A 14,407-nucleotide genomic window follows, 5' to 3' on the forward strand; every position below is an offset into this window, starting at 1 on the left:
CCCCTATACTCGCCGCCATGATCGAGACGACTATCCGGCGCGCAGAGGCGACCGACGCCGACCGGCTCACCGACCTGATCCAGGCCTCCTCCGCCTACCACGGCGAGTACGCGCCGATGATCGACGGCTACCGGGTGACGCCCGACTACATCGCCGGCCACGAGGTGTTCCTCGCCGTCGACCCGGCCACCGACCAACTGCTCGGCTTCTACGGGCTGATCCGCGAACCGGCCGAACTGGACCTGATGTTCGTCGCCGACGAGGCCCAGGGGCGCGGCACCGGCCGCGTGCTGATCGCGCACATGCTGGAGCAGGCCCGCGCGGCCGGCATCGCCAGCGTGCTGGTGGTCTCCCACCCGGACGCCGAGCGCTTCTACCTGCGGGTGGGCGCCGAACGCGTCGGCACCTTCCCCGCGCACGGCAGGATCACCTGGGACCGCCCCGAACTGCGCTTCACCGTCCGGTAGTTCCTCCGGTCAGGAGGTCCCCGCGGCCGACGGCCCGCCCGGCCCGCCCGGCTGGGCCGGTACCGCCGCGACGGGCTGCGGCACGGCGTGCGGTCCGGCCTGCGGGGCGGGCCGGGCCGGCTGCTCCGGCACGAGGGCCGTCCCCTGGAGCCGGGACAGGATCTTTTCCGCCAGCCAGCTGCGGTCCGACCCGTACGGGATGCCCCGCGGGTCCACCAGCTGCGTCGCCACCGCGTCCCGCAGCCGCTGCGCCCCGGCGGCGGGCAGCCAGGAGAGCAGCCCCCGGGCGGCCAGCAGGGCGTGGTACTGCTCGAAGTCCGAGCGCGGGTGCTCGATCGCGTCCAGCACGCTCGGCAGGTCCGCCAGCGCCGGGTCGCCCTGCATCAGCGCGAGCGCCTGGATCCGCCGGCCCTCGGAGCCGTCCGCGAAGAGGGCCCGCACCTGGTCGGCGGTCAGCGCCGAGCGCCGCGCGGTCGAGCGGACCTCCGCCACCACGCCCTCCGGCCCGGCCGGCGCACCGGAGGCGGGCGGCAGCTGCCCGGCCAGGGCGGCCTGGCGCTCCGCGCTGCCGCCCAGCAGCCCGAGCTGCTGCATCGCGCGGACCCGCAGGTCGTCCGCGCCGACCTTGTCGCCGTGCCGGTCGCGGTCCTGCCCGGCGAGGAAGAGGTCCAGCGCCTGGTCGGTCTCGGTCAGCACCTGCGGCAGCGCCAGTCTGGTCACCAGCCAGCCGGCCAGGAAGCCGAAGACCAGGAAGTACAGCACGAGCGCCGCCGCGAACGGCACAGCCTCCGGGCCGCCGCCGAGGGCGGGCGCCAGCGCCGTACCGAGGTCGTGCAGCCGCTCGCCGAGCGAGCCGAGCTGGGTCAGCCCGACGCCCAGCAGCACCTTGGTCAGCCAGTCCGAGACCTGCTCCAGATTGGTGTTCGGCGCGTACGAGCCCTGCGGCTCACCGGTGCCGCCACCGCGGACCCGGGGCACCCCGAACAGGAAGCCCAGCCCGCCGCCCAGCACCACCGAGGCCCCGACCACGACCAGTCCGCCGCCGAGCGCCTGCCAGGCGTGCTCCCGGCCGAGCGCGAACAGCAGCAGTCCGAGCAGCCCCGTCCCGGCCAGCACCCCGGTGGCGCACCACCGCGCCGTCCGCAGGGCCGCCCCGCCGTCCCGCCGCCGCGCCTTCGCCATCGCCTACCCCCTGTGCCCGCGCCGCTCCGCTCCGGAACCCGCGCAGACTCTAGCGCCGCGGCCCCGCCCCGGACACGCGACGGCCCTCCCCGGACACGCCACGGGGAGCCTCCGGCGCAGTGCCGGAAGCTCCCCGGGAACGCAGACGACCCGCGGGCTGCTCCTCTACGCCGGCCCGTGCACTGGCCAGGCGCCGAGGCACCGGGGATGTACCGGTGAGCCCGCGGGCCGGGTGACTGCTGTGGATTTCGCCTGCCGGAGGCCTGGGGCCTCACCCTGCGCAGGCAGGGGCGGCTCTAGCGAGCAGCCACCTCACGCATCCTGACGGTACTCAACTCAGGATCACCTCCCTTCAGTGTGCTGCCAGCCTAGGCAGCGCTCCGGCCGGAGGCAACGGATTATTTCGCGGTCCCCGCGTCCGCCGCTCAGGCGGTCTTGAGCTGGTCCTTGAACTTGGTGAAGTCGATCGTGCTGTCGGCCGACGGGACCTGGACGGTCAGCGGCTTGTCGAACTCGCTGAAGTCGATCTTGCCGTTGCCGTCCTTGGCGCCGGCGTGCTCGATCCGCACCGGGTAGGGCTTGCCCTCGGTCGCGATCTGGAGGGTCGTGACCTCGCCCTTGGAGTCGGTGCTCTTCAGGCTGAAGGTCTTCACGCCGTTGACGTCGCCGGCGGAGCCCTTCTCGACCTTGTCGCCGCTGCTCTTGCTGTCGGTGATCTTCTTGCTGAAGTCGGCCAGGTTGCAGACCTTGGTGAGGGAGCCCATCGACGGGTCGCTCTCGAAGCCGGTCAGGTAGCGGCCCTTGAACAGCTCGGCGGCCTTGGCGCCGTTCGGGCCGCCCACGGCGGTCCAGAAGGCGGTGTCCGGCTTGACGTACGAGGTCTTGCCGTCGCTGATGATCTCGAACTTGCCCATGCCCGGCATCGCCATGGTGCCGGTGCACTGGCTCTTGTTGTCCATCGTCAGGTTCAGCTCCATCGCACCGTCGCCGGTGTCGACGGTGCCCGCCATCTTGAGGGAGGTCGCGGAGGCCAGGGCCTCCTTGGCCTGCTTCTCGATGTCCTGGGCGCTGAGCTTGCCGGTGTCGAGCTTCTGCGCGGAGCCCGCCTTCCCGTCGCTCGTGGCACTGCCGCACGCGGCGGTGCCGGCGGCCAGGACGAGGCATATCGCGGCGGTGCTGACCAGGCGCTTCGACAGCATGTGGTGATTCCTGTCCGGGGTGGCCCGTGCGGCCCCCCAATTGGATGAATTTTTCCTCAGTATGGTTCAGGTCCCTGACAGGTGATCGTCGGACGGGCCGCTGTTACAGCTTCGTGGCAGGACCGTGCCGCGTCCGTACCCGGACATGCGAAAGGCCCGGAGGAAGAATCCTCCGGGCCTTTCCGCTACTGAGTAGCGGGGACAGGATTTGAACCTGCGACCTCTGGGTTATGAGCCCAGCGAGCTACCGAGCTGCTCCACCCCGCGTCGGTAAACACAACAATACGTGGAAGTCGCCGAGATGGGAAATCGGTTCCCCGAGCACCTCTTGAAGGCACCGCTCAAGCTCCTCCGCAGGCACCTGTTCAGGGCACCCGGGCGGCCCGCCGCCGGGCGGGCGCCGCGTGCCGGCCCGTGCGGCACCTCGCCCAGGCCGCGAAGCAGACCAGCGCGGCGAAGCAGGGCACCATCAGCGCCCCGTACACCACCAGGAAGCCGTCCGTGCCGAGGTCGGCGGCGGCGTTCCAGGTGCCGTGCAGCGCCATCGCCAGCAGCAGCCCGGCCGGGACCGCCAGCCGGGCCAGCCAGCGCCGCGCGGTGGTGAGGGCGAGGGCCAGGCCGATCCCGGTGAGCGCGGTGAACAGCGGGTGGGCGAAGGGGGAGAGCAGGGCGCGCAGCACGAAGGTCTGCACGGTGCTGTCGAAGTCGCGCAGGCTGGGCGGGTCGCCGAGGCCGATGCTGTCCAGCCGCTGGCGCTGGTCGCTGGTGAAGGCCCGGCCCAGGTAGAGGGCGTTCTCGGTGAACGCGAAGCCGCAGGCGGTCATCCCGCCGAGCACCACCCCGGCGGCCAGGGTGCGCGGCCGGGAGCGGCGGTGCGGCGCACCGGAGGGCGGGGCCGGGCGAAGGTAGGGCAGCGGCCGCAGGTACGGGCGCAGCCGCGGCCGGCCGCGGGCGTGCGGCCCGACCGGGTGGCGCGGGTACGGGCGGGGGCTCCGGGGCGCGGGCGACCGGCGCAGCAGCGGCGCGCAGGGGCGCCCGGTGCGGCGGCCGTGGCAGCGCAGCCGCTGGCCGAGCGGGAGCAGGAGCACCAGCAGGGCGGTGGCCTTGGCGGTCTCCTCGATCACCGGGGTGGCGATCCCGGCGCCGAGCAGCTCCCCGAACGGGCCCCGGTACCGGGCCAGGTAGTTCGCCGTCCAGTTGTTGGCCAGGATGGCGACGGTGGTGGCCGCGCAGGCGCCCCAGCCGAGGCAGAACACGGTGTGCCGCAGCGGCACCCGGGCGGTGAGGTTGAGCCAGGCCAGGCCGCCGAGCACGAACGGCAGCGGCACCATCGCCAGGCCCAGGCCGACCAGCAGCCCGACGGTGCCGGTCTGCCGCTGGACGAGGTGCAGGATCAGCACCCCGCAGCCGATCAGGGTCAGCACGGCGGTCGCGGTGACCGAGGAGAGCGCCACCGAGCGGCTGCGGCCCGGCGGGGCCCCGGGGGTGGCGGGGGCTCCGGGGGCGGCGGGCGTCCGGGCCGCGGCGGGGGCGACGGCCGGGGGCCGGGCCGCTACCGGGACGGCGGCGGTGCCAGGAGCGGGCAGCGGGCGGTGGGCCCGGTGCCTCCGGGGCCCCGGGATGGTCCGGGTGTCGCCGGTGCGCGGGACCGTCTCCGGTGCGCCGGCGGCGGCGACCGTCGTCCGACCGTTCGCCCGGAACCCGCCGCCGGACGGGCTGCCCATGCGGCACAGGGTAGGCCACGGCGGCGGCCCGCCGGGAGGACTCGGGACGAACCGTCCGTCCCGGTCCCGCCCGTACGGCCGCCGCGCGGTGGCCCGTTCGAACCGGGCCGGTGGGTCAGCGGCGGCGGAACAGCAGGTCGTGGACGACGTGGCCCTTGGCGATCCCGGCCCGTTCGAACTTGGTGACCGGACGCCAGTCCGGCCGCGGGGCGTAGCCGGGGACGCTGCCGTCCGGGTGGTCCGCGGGCTCCAGCCAGCCGGTCCCGTCGCCCTCGGGGTGCAGGTTCTCCAGCTCCGGCGAGGCGGACAGCACGGCCAGCATCTGCTCCGCGTACGGCTCCCAGTCGGTGGCGCAGTGCACCAAGGCGCCGGGGGCGAGCCGGGGCAGCACCAGGTCGAGGAAGGAGGGCTGGACCAGCCGGCGCTTGTGGTGCTTCGGCTTGGGCCACGGGTCGGCGAAGTAGACCCGCAGACCGGCCAGCGAGGCGTCCTGGAGCATGTCGCGCAGCAGGATCACCGCGTCCCCGGCGGCCGTCCGGACGTTGCGGGAGCCGTCGCGCTCCAGCATGCCCAGCAGGTTGCCGTGGCCGGGGGTGTGCACGTCGGCGGCGAGGATGCCGGTGGCCGGGTCGGCGGCGGCCATCGCGGCGGTGGTCTCGCCCATGCCGAAGCCGATCTCCAGGGTCACCGGCAGGCCGCCGAACAGCTCCGGCAGGTCCAGCGGGGTGCCGTCGATGGGGATGCCGTACGTCTCCCAGCTCCGGTCCAGGGCGCTCGCCTGGGCGTTGGTCATCCGGCCCCGGCGCGGCTGGAAGCTGCGGATGCGACGCTCGCGGTGCTGGGCCTCGGTGGCCTTGTGCGGGTACATCGGCGCGGGGTAGGCGGCCGGCGCGGCGGACAGCCGGGCGGACGGCGAGGGCTGGGGGATCGGGGCGGTGGCAGTCACAATCAACCGAGTCTACGGGGCTGCCGGGGCGCCCCGGCCGGGCCTGTGACCGGGCTCATCCGGGCCGGTCCGCCCGCCCTCCGTCCGGTGCGCCGACCCGCCCCCGAAGCCTCCGCCGCCCCGCTACTCCTCCCAGGGCCAGCGGGCGTTCGCCCCGGCCTCAAGGAGGGGGACCAGCCGGAAGGCCGCGTCGCTCAGGCCGCCGAAGGTGTGCCGGTGGGCGCCGCCGCCGGGGCCGTGGCCCGGGGCGTAGCCGGCCAGGTTCCAGGTGTAGACGGGCACGTGGGCCGGGACGGCGGCGAGCGGGTCACCGCCCCGGTGGCCCGGGCCGGTCTGCTCGTCGGTGACGATCACCACCCGGTCGTGGCCCCGGTAGCGGGCCCGGACCGCGTCGGCGGTGTTGGTGCCGCCGAGGCTGGAGAACCGTTCCAGCACCCGCAGCACCGCCTCGCCCCGGCCGACCTCGACGACCCGGCTGGTGGTGCCGAACTCGACCAGGTCCGCCTCGGCGGCCCGGAGCTTCAGCGTGGTGCCGAAGATCGCCGCGGAGTCCGCCCGGTTGAGCTCGGTCGGCCCGCCGGAACGGTCGAACATCGAACCGGAGCGGTCCACCAGGATCAGCGTCCGGCCGGGCAGTTCCGGCACATTGGCCAGCGAGTGGCCGAGCGCGGTCTCCAGCGCGTGCCCCCAGCGCAGCGAGGGGACGTTGCGGTACGCGGCCAGGTAGCGGAACGGGAACTGGCGCGAGCGCCGCACCTCGTCCTGGTCGGAGATCCGCCGGGCGACCTCGGCCGCGACGGCGTCCGGGACCCCGGCCCGGTCGAAGTTGCGCAGGTTCCGCACCAGCGCCATCGGACCCATGGACGGGATGACCGCCTCCCAGACCGCCGCGTCCAGCGGGCCCTGCAGCCAGCCCGCCAGGGCTTCCCAGGTCAGCCCGGCGGCGGCCAGCCGTTCCGCGCCGCCCTCGGCGGTCACCGCTGCCCGGCGCTCCTCGACGGGCAGCGCGAGCAGTTCGCGGTTGGCGGTCAGCACCCGGTCGGCGGCCGGCGGGACGGCCTCCTCCGGCCGGTGCCGGCGGTCCAGCGCGTGGGCGAACAGCGCGCCCTGCCAGTGCTTCCGCGGGTCCGGCGAGGGGTGGGTCAGCTCGATCACGTCGCCGAAGCGGTAGCCCTTGCCGGCGGTGTCGTACTTGAGCAGCGAGCGGGCGTCGTACAGGTGCCGGACGGCGTCCGCGACACCGCGCTTGAGCGGCTTGGGCAGCGCCCGGCCGTAGCGCGAGGTCCAGTAGGCGAGCAGCTCGCCGGGCTCGTCGGCGCGCCGCAGCACCGCCGCGACGGCCTGCCGGGAGTGGCCGTGGGCGCCCGCGTCCAGCCGGGTGCGGGTGAACTCGGCGGCGCCGACCAGGGCGGCGGTGCGCAGCTGGGCGGTGTGGCGCAGCCAGCGCAGCAGTCCGAGGGTCCACTCCGGGTCGGCGACGGCGAGTTCGCGCACCAGCGCGGTGTAGCGGTCGTCGCGCTCGCCGCCGCGCTCGTGGAAGGTGTCCTGGCCGACCATGTTGGCCACCGCGAGCAGGAAGAGCTCGGACTTGCGGTCCCGGACGAAGCCGGGGCCGCCGTTGTGGTTGACGGTGCGCGCGCCGGTGGTGGTCACCGGCGAACTCGGACCGGACTTGGCCCCGCGGACGTTGAACCTGGACATGCGGCAGCCCCCCTCGGCGTGCTGGTGTCGGTGGGAGGGAGGCGTGCTGCGGCAGCGGTGCCCGGGTTCCGTCACGGCTGACGGGACCCGGGCACCACGAGGAGCCGCCTCCCGAGATCAAAGGTGGCGGCGGTGTTTCGCGGGCTCGAACCGCAGCGCCCAGGGGGCGCCTCACCAAGAAGTAACCGCTGCCGTCGCACCGGGAGGTGCGGACGAACTGTTCACGTGTGGGTGTCCAGAGATCGAGGACGGCTGAGGTGACATAGCTGCTCTACCGACTGAGCTACACCGGCCCGAAGCCGGTGACGGGACTCGAACCCGCGACACGCCCATTAAGAGTGGAAGTAACCTCTGCCTGCGCACCTGGACGGGAGAAACCCTAGCCAGGCCCCTCCCGCCGGCGCACCTCAATTACCGCCGGGCCCTCTCGCCGTTCCGTTCGCTGTTCCGGTCGCCGTTCCGATGACCAGCCTGAGTCGTCGCTCCGGCGCTCACGCCGGGGCGACGATCACCGCGCGCGCCCGCTCGGTCAACTCCCGTACCCGGCGTTCACCCTGGAAGGGCTCCAGCCGCCGGAGCATCTCCACCACGTACTCCCGGCTGCGCTGCGAGGAGATCCGGCCGGCCACCTCGACGGCGCGTTCGCCGGCGGCGACCGCGGCGTCCAGGTTGCCCGCCTCCGCCTCGGCCATCGCCGAGACCACCAGCCGCAGGCCGTGCGAGCGGACGAAGCCCTCGGTGGGCGTGGCCAGCGCCTCGCGGGTGAACTGTCGGACCTTGGAGGGCACTCCGAGGTCGCGGAAGCACTCGGCGGCGTCGGCGGCGAGCCGGTCGTAGGCGTAGAAGTCGATCCACGCCGGATCGGGATCCCCGGCGCGCGCCCGTTCGAGCGCGCTCTCCGCGGCGCCGAGCGCCGTCGCGCACGCCGCCGCGTTGCGGGCCTTGGCCTGGGCCCGGGCCTCCACCAGGTGGAAGAAGCTCATGGTGCGGGCGGTGGCCAGGCCCCGGTTGCGCTCCAGCGCGGCCTGGGCGAGGTCGACCGCCTCCTCGGCGAAGCCCCGGTAGCCGGCCTGGAGGCTCATCGAGGCCAGCACGTAGCCGCCGAGCGGCACGTCGGCGGCGGCCCGGGCCAGCCGCAGCGCCTGGATGTAGTAGCGCTGGGCGGCCTCGTGCTGCCCGGTGTCGAAGGCCATCCAGCCGGCCAGCCTGGTCAGTTCGGCCGTCGCGCCGAACAGCGCCCGGCCGACCGCGTCGCTGTACGAGGCGAGCAGCAGCGGTGCCGCCTCCACCCGCAGGCACTCCGGCACCATCGACGAACGCCAGTCCCCGCCACCGTACTTGGAGTCCCAGCGGCGGGCCTCCTGGGCGGCCTCGCGGAGCTTGGCGGCGTCCGAGTGGCCGACCCGGTAGGAGGAGGTGTCGGTGGGGGAGCGCGGCACCTCGCGGGCCACCGAGCCGTCCGCCGGGGTGATCAGCCAGCGGGATACCGGGGTCGCGTAGGCGGCCACCGAGAAGGTGCCGGCCAGGCTGTCGCTCCAGCGGCCGCCGCCGGGGCCCCGGCGCAGGTCGAGGTCGACCCGCCACAGGTCGGTCGCGGAGCGGACCGCGTCGGCGACCTCGCGCGGGAAGGCCAGGCCGAGTTCGGGCGCCGGGTCGGTGTCGCCCAGGCCGATCTCCTCCAGCGGGACGGGCCGGCCGAGCTTGCCGCCGATGGCGGTGGCGATCAGGTGCGGGACGGGCCCCTGCGGCACCATGCCCTTGCTGACCCAGCGGGCCACCGAGGTCTTGTCGTACCGCAGGGTCAACCCGCGCTGGGCGCCGAGGTCGTTGACCCGGCGGGCCAGTCCGGCGTTGCTGATCTGGGCGAGGGTCAGGAGCGTGCCGAGCCGTTCGTTCGGTCCACGTGGGCTGACGGTCATGGTGGCGGCGGCACCTCCTGCGGCCTTGTGCGCGGGGCCCGGGCGGCACCGGGCCGTAGCTGCTGTACCTAGCGTAGTCGGACGCGTTCCGACGGTTAAGAGGTCGCATTCCGGATGGCGGGATCGCGCACTCGGCGGTGCCGCACCGGAGTTGGTCCGGACCACTCGGATCCGGCCGACCGCGCGGCGCTCCGGAGCGTCGTGCTCCGGTCCCGTGTACACGTGCGCCCGGCCGTGCCCCCTGGCCCGACCGGCAGGTCGGCGATTCGCTGGTGGTCGTGGGTCGGCCTGCCGTCGAGGACCCGGCGGGCCGGGGGACGCCGCCGCCTCAATCCCCGCGGGCGGCGGTGGAGTCCGGGAGGGCGTGCGGATGCCCTCCCGGGCCGGGCGACGCCTTTCGGCCATCTCGCGATGCCCATGCCAAAGGCGTTCGTCGGCGGTCCGGGCCGGGGAGGGGGAGGCCCGGCCCGTCCGCCCCCCGGGAGCGCCCGGACGATCGAACTCCCCTCCGAAGCACGGAACTTGCCCACCCGGGGTGATCGGGCGCCGCCCGGGCCCCGGGCCCTTGAATGCATCCCCAGGCGCACCCGGGCCGGGCCGCCCCGCCGCCGCGGCGGTCGAACGGGTGGTCCGAACGGAAGCGGAACCCGAAACACCGACCACGGCGACCGCCCGCGGTGGCACGATGTCCACTGACGGCGCGTCGAGCTACGGGGGCACGCCGGGACGCGCACGGGCCGCCACGGCACACCACCCGGCCGCCCGGCGGGCGGCGAACGAACGCACCGCACGGATGCAGGTCCTCGTCCGGTGGAGGCGCGATGCGGTGGCTGACGGGCTGGTGCACGGGCGCGTCGAGCGCGGGCACCCCGGCGTACGAGGCGCTGGCCAGGGTCGAGCCGATCGCCGCGCGCCCGCTCTGGGCCGGGCCGGACCCGCTCTGGGCCGTGGGCGACTGGCGCCCCGGGGAGATCCGCCTGGTCACCCTCCGCCCCGGCGCCCCCGCCGTGGTCAGCACCGGCCCCACCGCCCCCGACCAGGTCGAGGACACCCCCGCCACCTCCCGGCTCGCCGTCCTCGGCCACTGCGGCGCCACCGACGCCGAACTCGCCGCCGGCCTCGCCGCCGCCCGCGGCGGCGCCGTCCGCCACCTGACCGCCTGGCCCGGCAGCTACACCGTCGTGCTGCGCTCCGGCACCCGGTCCACCCTGCTGCTCACCGACCTCGCCGGCGCCCAGCCCGTCTTCCACACCCCGTGGGCCGGCGGCACCGCGTACGCCACCGCCGCCCTGCCGCTCGCCGACCTGGTCGGCGCCCCGCTGGACACCGGCCACCTCGCCGCCCGGCTCGCCTGCCCCGAGTCCCCCGAGGCGCTCGGCACCGGCACCCCGTACGAAGGCGTCCAGGGGGTGCCGCCCGGGCACGTGCTCGGCATCCGCGGCGGCCGCCCGTACCTGTCCGGCTACGACGACCCGGCCGGCGCCGAGCAGCCGCGCGACGAGGCGCCCGCCGTCCGCGAACTCACCCGCGCCCTGCTGGAGTCCGTCCGTTCCCGGGTCCGCACCACCTCGCCGGCCCCCGTCCCCGACCCGGCCGACCCGGCCGACCCGGTCGGGCGGGCCCGGCTGGGCGTCGACCTGTCGTACGGGACGGCCTCCGCGACCGTCGCCCTGCTCGCCGCCGCCGTCCCGCTGCCGTCGGCGACCGCCTCCACCGCGGTGGTCCGGGCGGCCGCGGCCGGGGCCAGGAGCGGTGCGGTCAAGGGCTCCTGGGCCCGCGCCGCCGCCCAGGAACCCGCCGCCCCCGAGCAGTTGGCCGCCGTCACGCTCGGCGAGACCGAGCCCCCGGCCGGCCTCGCGCTCGCCCCCGACACCCCGCGGCTGCGGCACACCGTGCTCGACCCCGGCCCGGACACCCTCCCGTACGCCGGGCCGGGCGCCGACCCGCGGTCCGGCCGGCTCACCGACGAGCCCGGGCCCGAACTCGTCGCCGCCGCCCGGGCCGAGGCCCGCTTCGACGCCGGTGGCACCGACCACCTCACCGGCTACGGCGCCCGGCAGGTGCTGGACGGGCACCCGGCCCGGCTCGCCGACCTCCTCCGGGCCGGCCGGCCGCGCGAACTGCTCTCCCCGGTGGTCGCGCTGGCCGGCGCCGACCGGGCGGCCGCGGGCGTCCTCACCGGCACGCTGCGCACCCCGCTCACCGTGGTCCGGGCCGCCCACCGGCTCTCCCGGGTCCGCTACGCCGAGGCGCTGGACGAGGCGGCCGCCAGGCTGACCGCCCGCCACGTCCCGGACGGTGCCGGCACGGCCGGGGCGCGCTCGGCCGCCGACCTCGCCTGGTGCGTGCCCGGTCCGGCCGCCCGCTGGCTGTCCGACGAGGCGCTCTCCGCGGTCGCGCTGCGGCTCCGCCTGGCGGCGCGCAGACCGGCGCCCGGGGAACACCCAGGCGCACACCGGGCCAGGCACGCCCTCTACCGGCAGGCGCGCGGGTTCCGCACGCTCGTGCACGCCGCCGAACAGCCCGGCCAGCGGCTGCACGCGCCCTTCCTCGACAACCAGGTGGTGCGCGCCGCCCGGCTGCTGCCCGACGACGTCCGCCTCCAGCCCGGCGCCCGGCACGCCCTCCTGCACGCCGTCCTCACCGGCGCCGGCCGCACCGACCTGCCCCCTGACTGGGGCCGCGTCCCCCGCCCCGACCGCGCCGCCCCCGCCCGCACCGGCCTGCGCCTCGCCGCCGACGGCCTCGCCGAACTCTTCGACGCCCCGCTGCTCGCCGAAGCCGGCCTCATCGACCTCCCCGCCGTCCGGGCCGGCCTCGCCCAGTCCACCGACCCCGCCACCCCCCTCTCCCCCGCCGCCCTCGCCGGCCTCGCCGACCTCGTCTCCACCGAACTCTGGCTCCGCCGCATCCGCGCCCGCCGCCACGGCGCCTGCTGGACCGGCCTCCCCACCCCCCGCCAACCCGCCCTCACCTCCTGAGGCCCCGCCGGCGCCCGGGCCCGCCCCTCCCCGCCCTGCGGCGCGGTTGCCGGGTCCGGATCGGCGGGGCGGTGATGATGGCGGGGGTGTGGATCCGGGGTGAGGAGGACGTGCGGTGGCCGGTGGGAGCGCGGGGCGGGAGGTCCCGGTCGTGCTGTCGGTGCTCGGGCGTCCGCCGGCGGGGCGGCCGCCCGGGGTGCTGGCGGCGTGCGACGGGTCGGACGGGTCGCTGTGGGCGCTGGACCGGGCGATGACGGAGGCCGAGCTGTTCGGGCTGCCGCTGTACGTGCTCGCCGTGGTCAACCCGGCGCCGGCCGGTTACCCCCCGGGGATGGCGGAGCTGGTGCAGGAGAGCGTGGAGACGCTGGTCGAGAGCATGGCGGACGGGCTGCGCCGCTCGGTGGCCGCCGTGCAGCGCCGGCGTCCCGTGCCGTACGCGGGGGAGCTGTCGCTGCACGTGGTGCTGGGCAATGTGATCGAGGTGCTGCTGGAGGCGGCGACCCGGCAGCACACGCTGGTGATCGGCACCCGGGGCAACGGCGGCTTCGCCCGGTTGCTGATGGGTTCGGTGAGTTCGGCGGTCGTGCACCACGCGGCCTGCCCGGTGCTGGTGGTTCCGGCGCCGCCCGCGGCCTGACCTGGAGCGGAGCGGGAAAGACGCCCGTGGGTGCCGGGAATGTACCGAGATGGTTCATCGTTCATCCATCTTGTCCCCATCCCACAAGACGCCCCCTGGAGCCCCCCGCATGAAGGTCGAGATCTGGAGCGACATCGCCTGCCCCTGGTGCTACATCGGCAAGCGCCGTTTCGAGCAGGCCCTGGCGGACTTCCCGGGCAAGGAGCAGGTCGAGGTCGTCTACCGTCCGTACCAGCTGGTCCCGGACGCCCCCGCCACGGCGAGCCCGCACCGCGCCTGGCTGGCCGAGCGCTACGGCCCGCAGTCGGTGGCGATGGACGCGCGGGTGGCCGAGCTGGGCCTGGCCGAGGGCATCGCGTACGACTTCGACGCCGCGCTGCACGCCAACACCTTCCTGGGCCACCGCCTGCTGCACCTCGCGGAGTCCGAGTACGGCCCGGCCGTCCAGGGGCGGCTGAAGGAGGCGCTGCTGAAGGCGCACTTCACCGACGGCGTCGACGTCGGCGACCGTGCCGCGCTGACCGACGTCGCCGTGGCGTCCGGCCTGGACCGGGACCGGGTGACCGCCTACCTGGCGGGCGACGAGGGCACCGCCGAGGTCAACGCCCAGCTGGCCGAGGGCCGGGAGCTGGGCATCAACGCCGTGCCGACCTTCGTCTTCGAGGGCAAGTGGGCCGTCCAGGGCGGCCAGGACGCCGCGACCTTCGGCAAGGTGCTGGAGCAGGTCGCCGCCGAGATCGGCGAGCGCCGCCCCGCCCCGGTGCAGGTCGCCCCGGCCGGAGAGGCCTGCGCGGACGGCTCCTGCGCCATCTGACGGCCGACCGGGCCCAGGCCGCCCACCCCGGCGGCCCACCCGGGCACGGCACCGCGGACCCGAGGCCCGCTCCAGCACCCCTGGAGCGGGCCTCCGTCATGCCCGCCCGGAGCGCGCCCGGGTCACGAGCAGCGGAAGCGGGCCTCGGCCCAGTCCGCGACGTTCAGCGCCGACCAGATCCCGCTCACCGGCGTGACCGACAGCTTGATCGCCTTCTGCCCGGCCAGCGGCACGTGCACCGGCACCGCGTCGTCGCCGACGGCCAGCGCGCGGGAGCGCCACAGGACGGTGCCGTCGGTGCCCTGGACGGTGAAGACGACCCCGCCCGGCGAGATCGTGGCGTCGTCCACCCCGGCCAGCGCGTCGAAGGACGTGCACGTGCGGTTGAGGTCGATCACGGTGGCCGCCGGGGCGTGCACGGTGATCACGTGCGGGTGGTAGTCGCCGCCGATCCAGCCGCCGTCCCGCTGCCAGAACTTGTCGCTGTCCTTCTGCCGGATGCTCGGCTCGGGCGGCGGCACCCGGTTGTTGCCGGGCTTGAGCACGGGCAGCGAGTTGCCCCAGAAGTCGCTGAGCACGGGCGGCGTCGGCGTGGGGACGGTCGGGGTCGGCACCGGCGGCAGGGTGGGTGTCGGGACGACCGGCACGTCGGGGGTGGGCAGCGGCGGCAGGCTCGGTACGGGCACCACCGGGGGAGTGAAGGCCGGCGTCGGCGTCTTCGGGCTGCCGGACGTGGGCGTGCCGGACTCCGGCGCCCGGGTGGTGGCGGGCGGCGGGGCGGGCGTGGACGCGGCGGCCGGCTTGGTGTCGGCGCTCGACGCGGGCGCCTCCGGGGCC

General features: G+C 75.7%; 11 protein-coding genes and 1 tRNA gene. 4 read left to right on the plus strand and 8 right to left on the minus strand.

Features of this window, described 5'->3' with window-relative positions; genetic code table 11:
* The first annotated feature begins 17 nt into the window (after window positions 1–17).
* A complete protein-coding gene (locus tag ACFU7Z_RS08515; RefSeq protein WP_380777010.1) occupies window positions 18–467 on the plus strand; it encodes a GNAT family N-acetyltransferase in 450 nt (149 codons plus the stop codon).
* A gap of 9 nt (window positions 468–476) precedes the next feature.
* Here ACFU7Z_RS08515 and ACFU7Z_RS08520 read toward each other — a convergent pair whose 3' ends face one another.
* The 7 genes from ACFU7Z_RS08520 to ACFU7Z_RS08550 all read right to left on the minus strand — a co-directional run bounded on the left by ACFU7Z_RS08520 (window position 477) and on the right by ACFU7Z_RS08550 (window position 9,138).
* Window positions 477–1,649 carry a hypothetical protein gene (locus tag ACFU7Z_RS08520; RefSeq protein WP_380777011.1) on the minus strand — a complete coding sequence of 391 codons (1,173 nt, stop codon included), beginning with the start codon at window positions 1,647–1,649 and terminating at the stop codon, window positions 477–479.
* Window positions 1,650–2,074: 425 nt separating this feature from the next.
* Complete coding sequence (locus tag ACFU7Z_RS08525; protein ID WP_380739942.1) at window positions 2,075–2,848, minus strand: hypothetical protein; 774 nt, start codon at window positions 2,846–2,848, stop codon at window positions 2,075–2,077.
* A 193-nt stretch (window positions 2,849–3,041) separates the two neighbouring features.
* Window positions 3,042–3,115, minus strand: a tRNA-Met gene (locus ACFU7Z_RS08530).
* A gap of 98 nt (window positions 3,116–3,213) precedes the next feature.
* Window positions 3,214–4,572: a PrsW family intramembrane metalloprotease gene (locus ACFU7Z_RS08535; protein WP_380777012.1), complete on the minus strand. Its 1,359-nt coding sequence runs from the start codon at window positions 4,570–4,572 to the stop codon at window positions 3,214–3,216.
* A 115-nt stretch (window positions 4,573–4,687) separates the two neighbouring features.
* A complete protein-coding gene (trmB, locus tag ACFU7Z_RS08540) occupies window positions 4,688–5,518 on the minus strand; it encodes a tRNA (guanosine(46)-N7)-methyltransferase TrmB (RefSeq protein WP_049658578.1) in 831 nt (276 codons plus the stop codon).
* Window positions 5,519–5,641: 123 nt separating this feature from the next.
* Window positions 5,642–7,219, minus strand: coding sequence for a TROVE domain-containing protein (locus ACFU7Z_RS08545; protein WP_380777013.1), 1,578 nt, complete (start codon window positions 7,217–7,219; stop codon window positions 5,642–5,644).
* Window positions 7,220–7,710: 491 nt separating this feature from the next.
* Window positions 7,711–9,138 carry a hypothetical protein gene (locus tag ACFU7Z_RS08550; RefSeq protein ID WP_049658584.1) on the minus strand — a complete coding sequence of 476 codons (1,428 nt, stop codon included), beginning with the start codon at window positions 9,136–9,138 and terminating at the stop codon, window positions 7,711–7,713.
* Window positions 9,139–9,959: 821 nt separating this feature from the next.
* On the opposite strand from ACFU7Z_RS08550, the gene ACFU7Z_RS08555 reads away from it, so the two are divergent.
* The 3 genes from ACFU7Z_RS08555 (at window position 9,960) to ACFU7Z_RS08565 (ending at window position 13,570) form a co-directional block, all read left to right on the plus strand.
* Window positions 9,960–12,119: an asparagine synthase-related protein gene (locus tag ACFU7Z_RS08555; protein ID WP_380777014.1), complete on the plus strand. Its 2,160-nt coding sequence runs from the start codon at window positions 9,960–9,962 to the stop codon at window positions 12,117–12,119.
* 115 nt (window positions 12,120–12,234) lie between these two features.
* Entirely contained in the window at window positions 12,235–12,756 is a 522-nt protein-coding gene (locus ACFU7Z_RS08560) for a universal stress protein (RefSeq protein ID WP_074002090.1), read from the plus strand.
* Between the two features lie 109 nt (window positions 12,757–12,865).
* Window positions 12,866–13,570: a DsbA family oxidoreductase gene (locus tag ACFU7Z_RS08565; RefSeq protein WP_375876791.1), complete on the plus strand. Its 705-nt coding sequence runs from the start codon at window positions 12,866–12,868 to the stop codon at window positions 13,568–13,570.
* Window positions 13,571–13,692: 122 nt separating this feature from the next.
* Here the strand turns inward: ACFU7Z_RS08565 and ACFU7Z_RS08570 are convergent, their stop codons facing one another.
* Complete coding sequence (locus ACFU7Z_RS08570) at window positions 13,693–14,259, minus strand: NPCBM/NEW2 domain-containing protein (RefSeq protein ID WP_380777015.1); 567 nt, start codon at window positions 14,257–14,259, stop codon at window positions 13,693–13,695.
* Between the last annotated feature and the right edge of the window lie 148 nt (window positions 14,260–14,407).

The sequence above is a fragment of the Kitasatospora sp. NPDC057518 genome (genome assembly GCF_042802075.1).
Taxonomy (GTDB): domain Bacteria; phylum Actinomycetota; class Actinomycetes; order Streptomycetales; family Streptomycetaceae; genus Kitasatospora.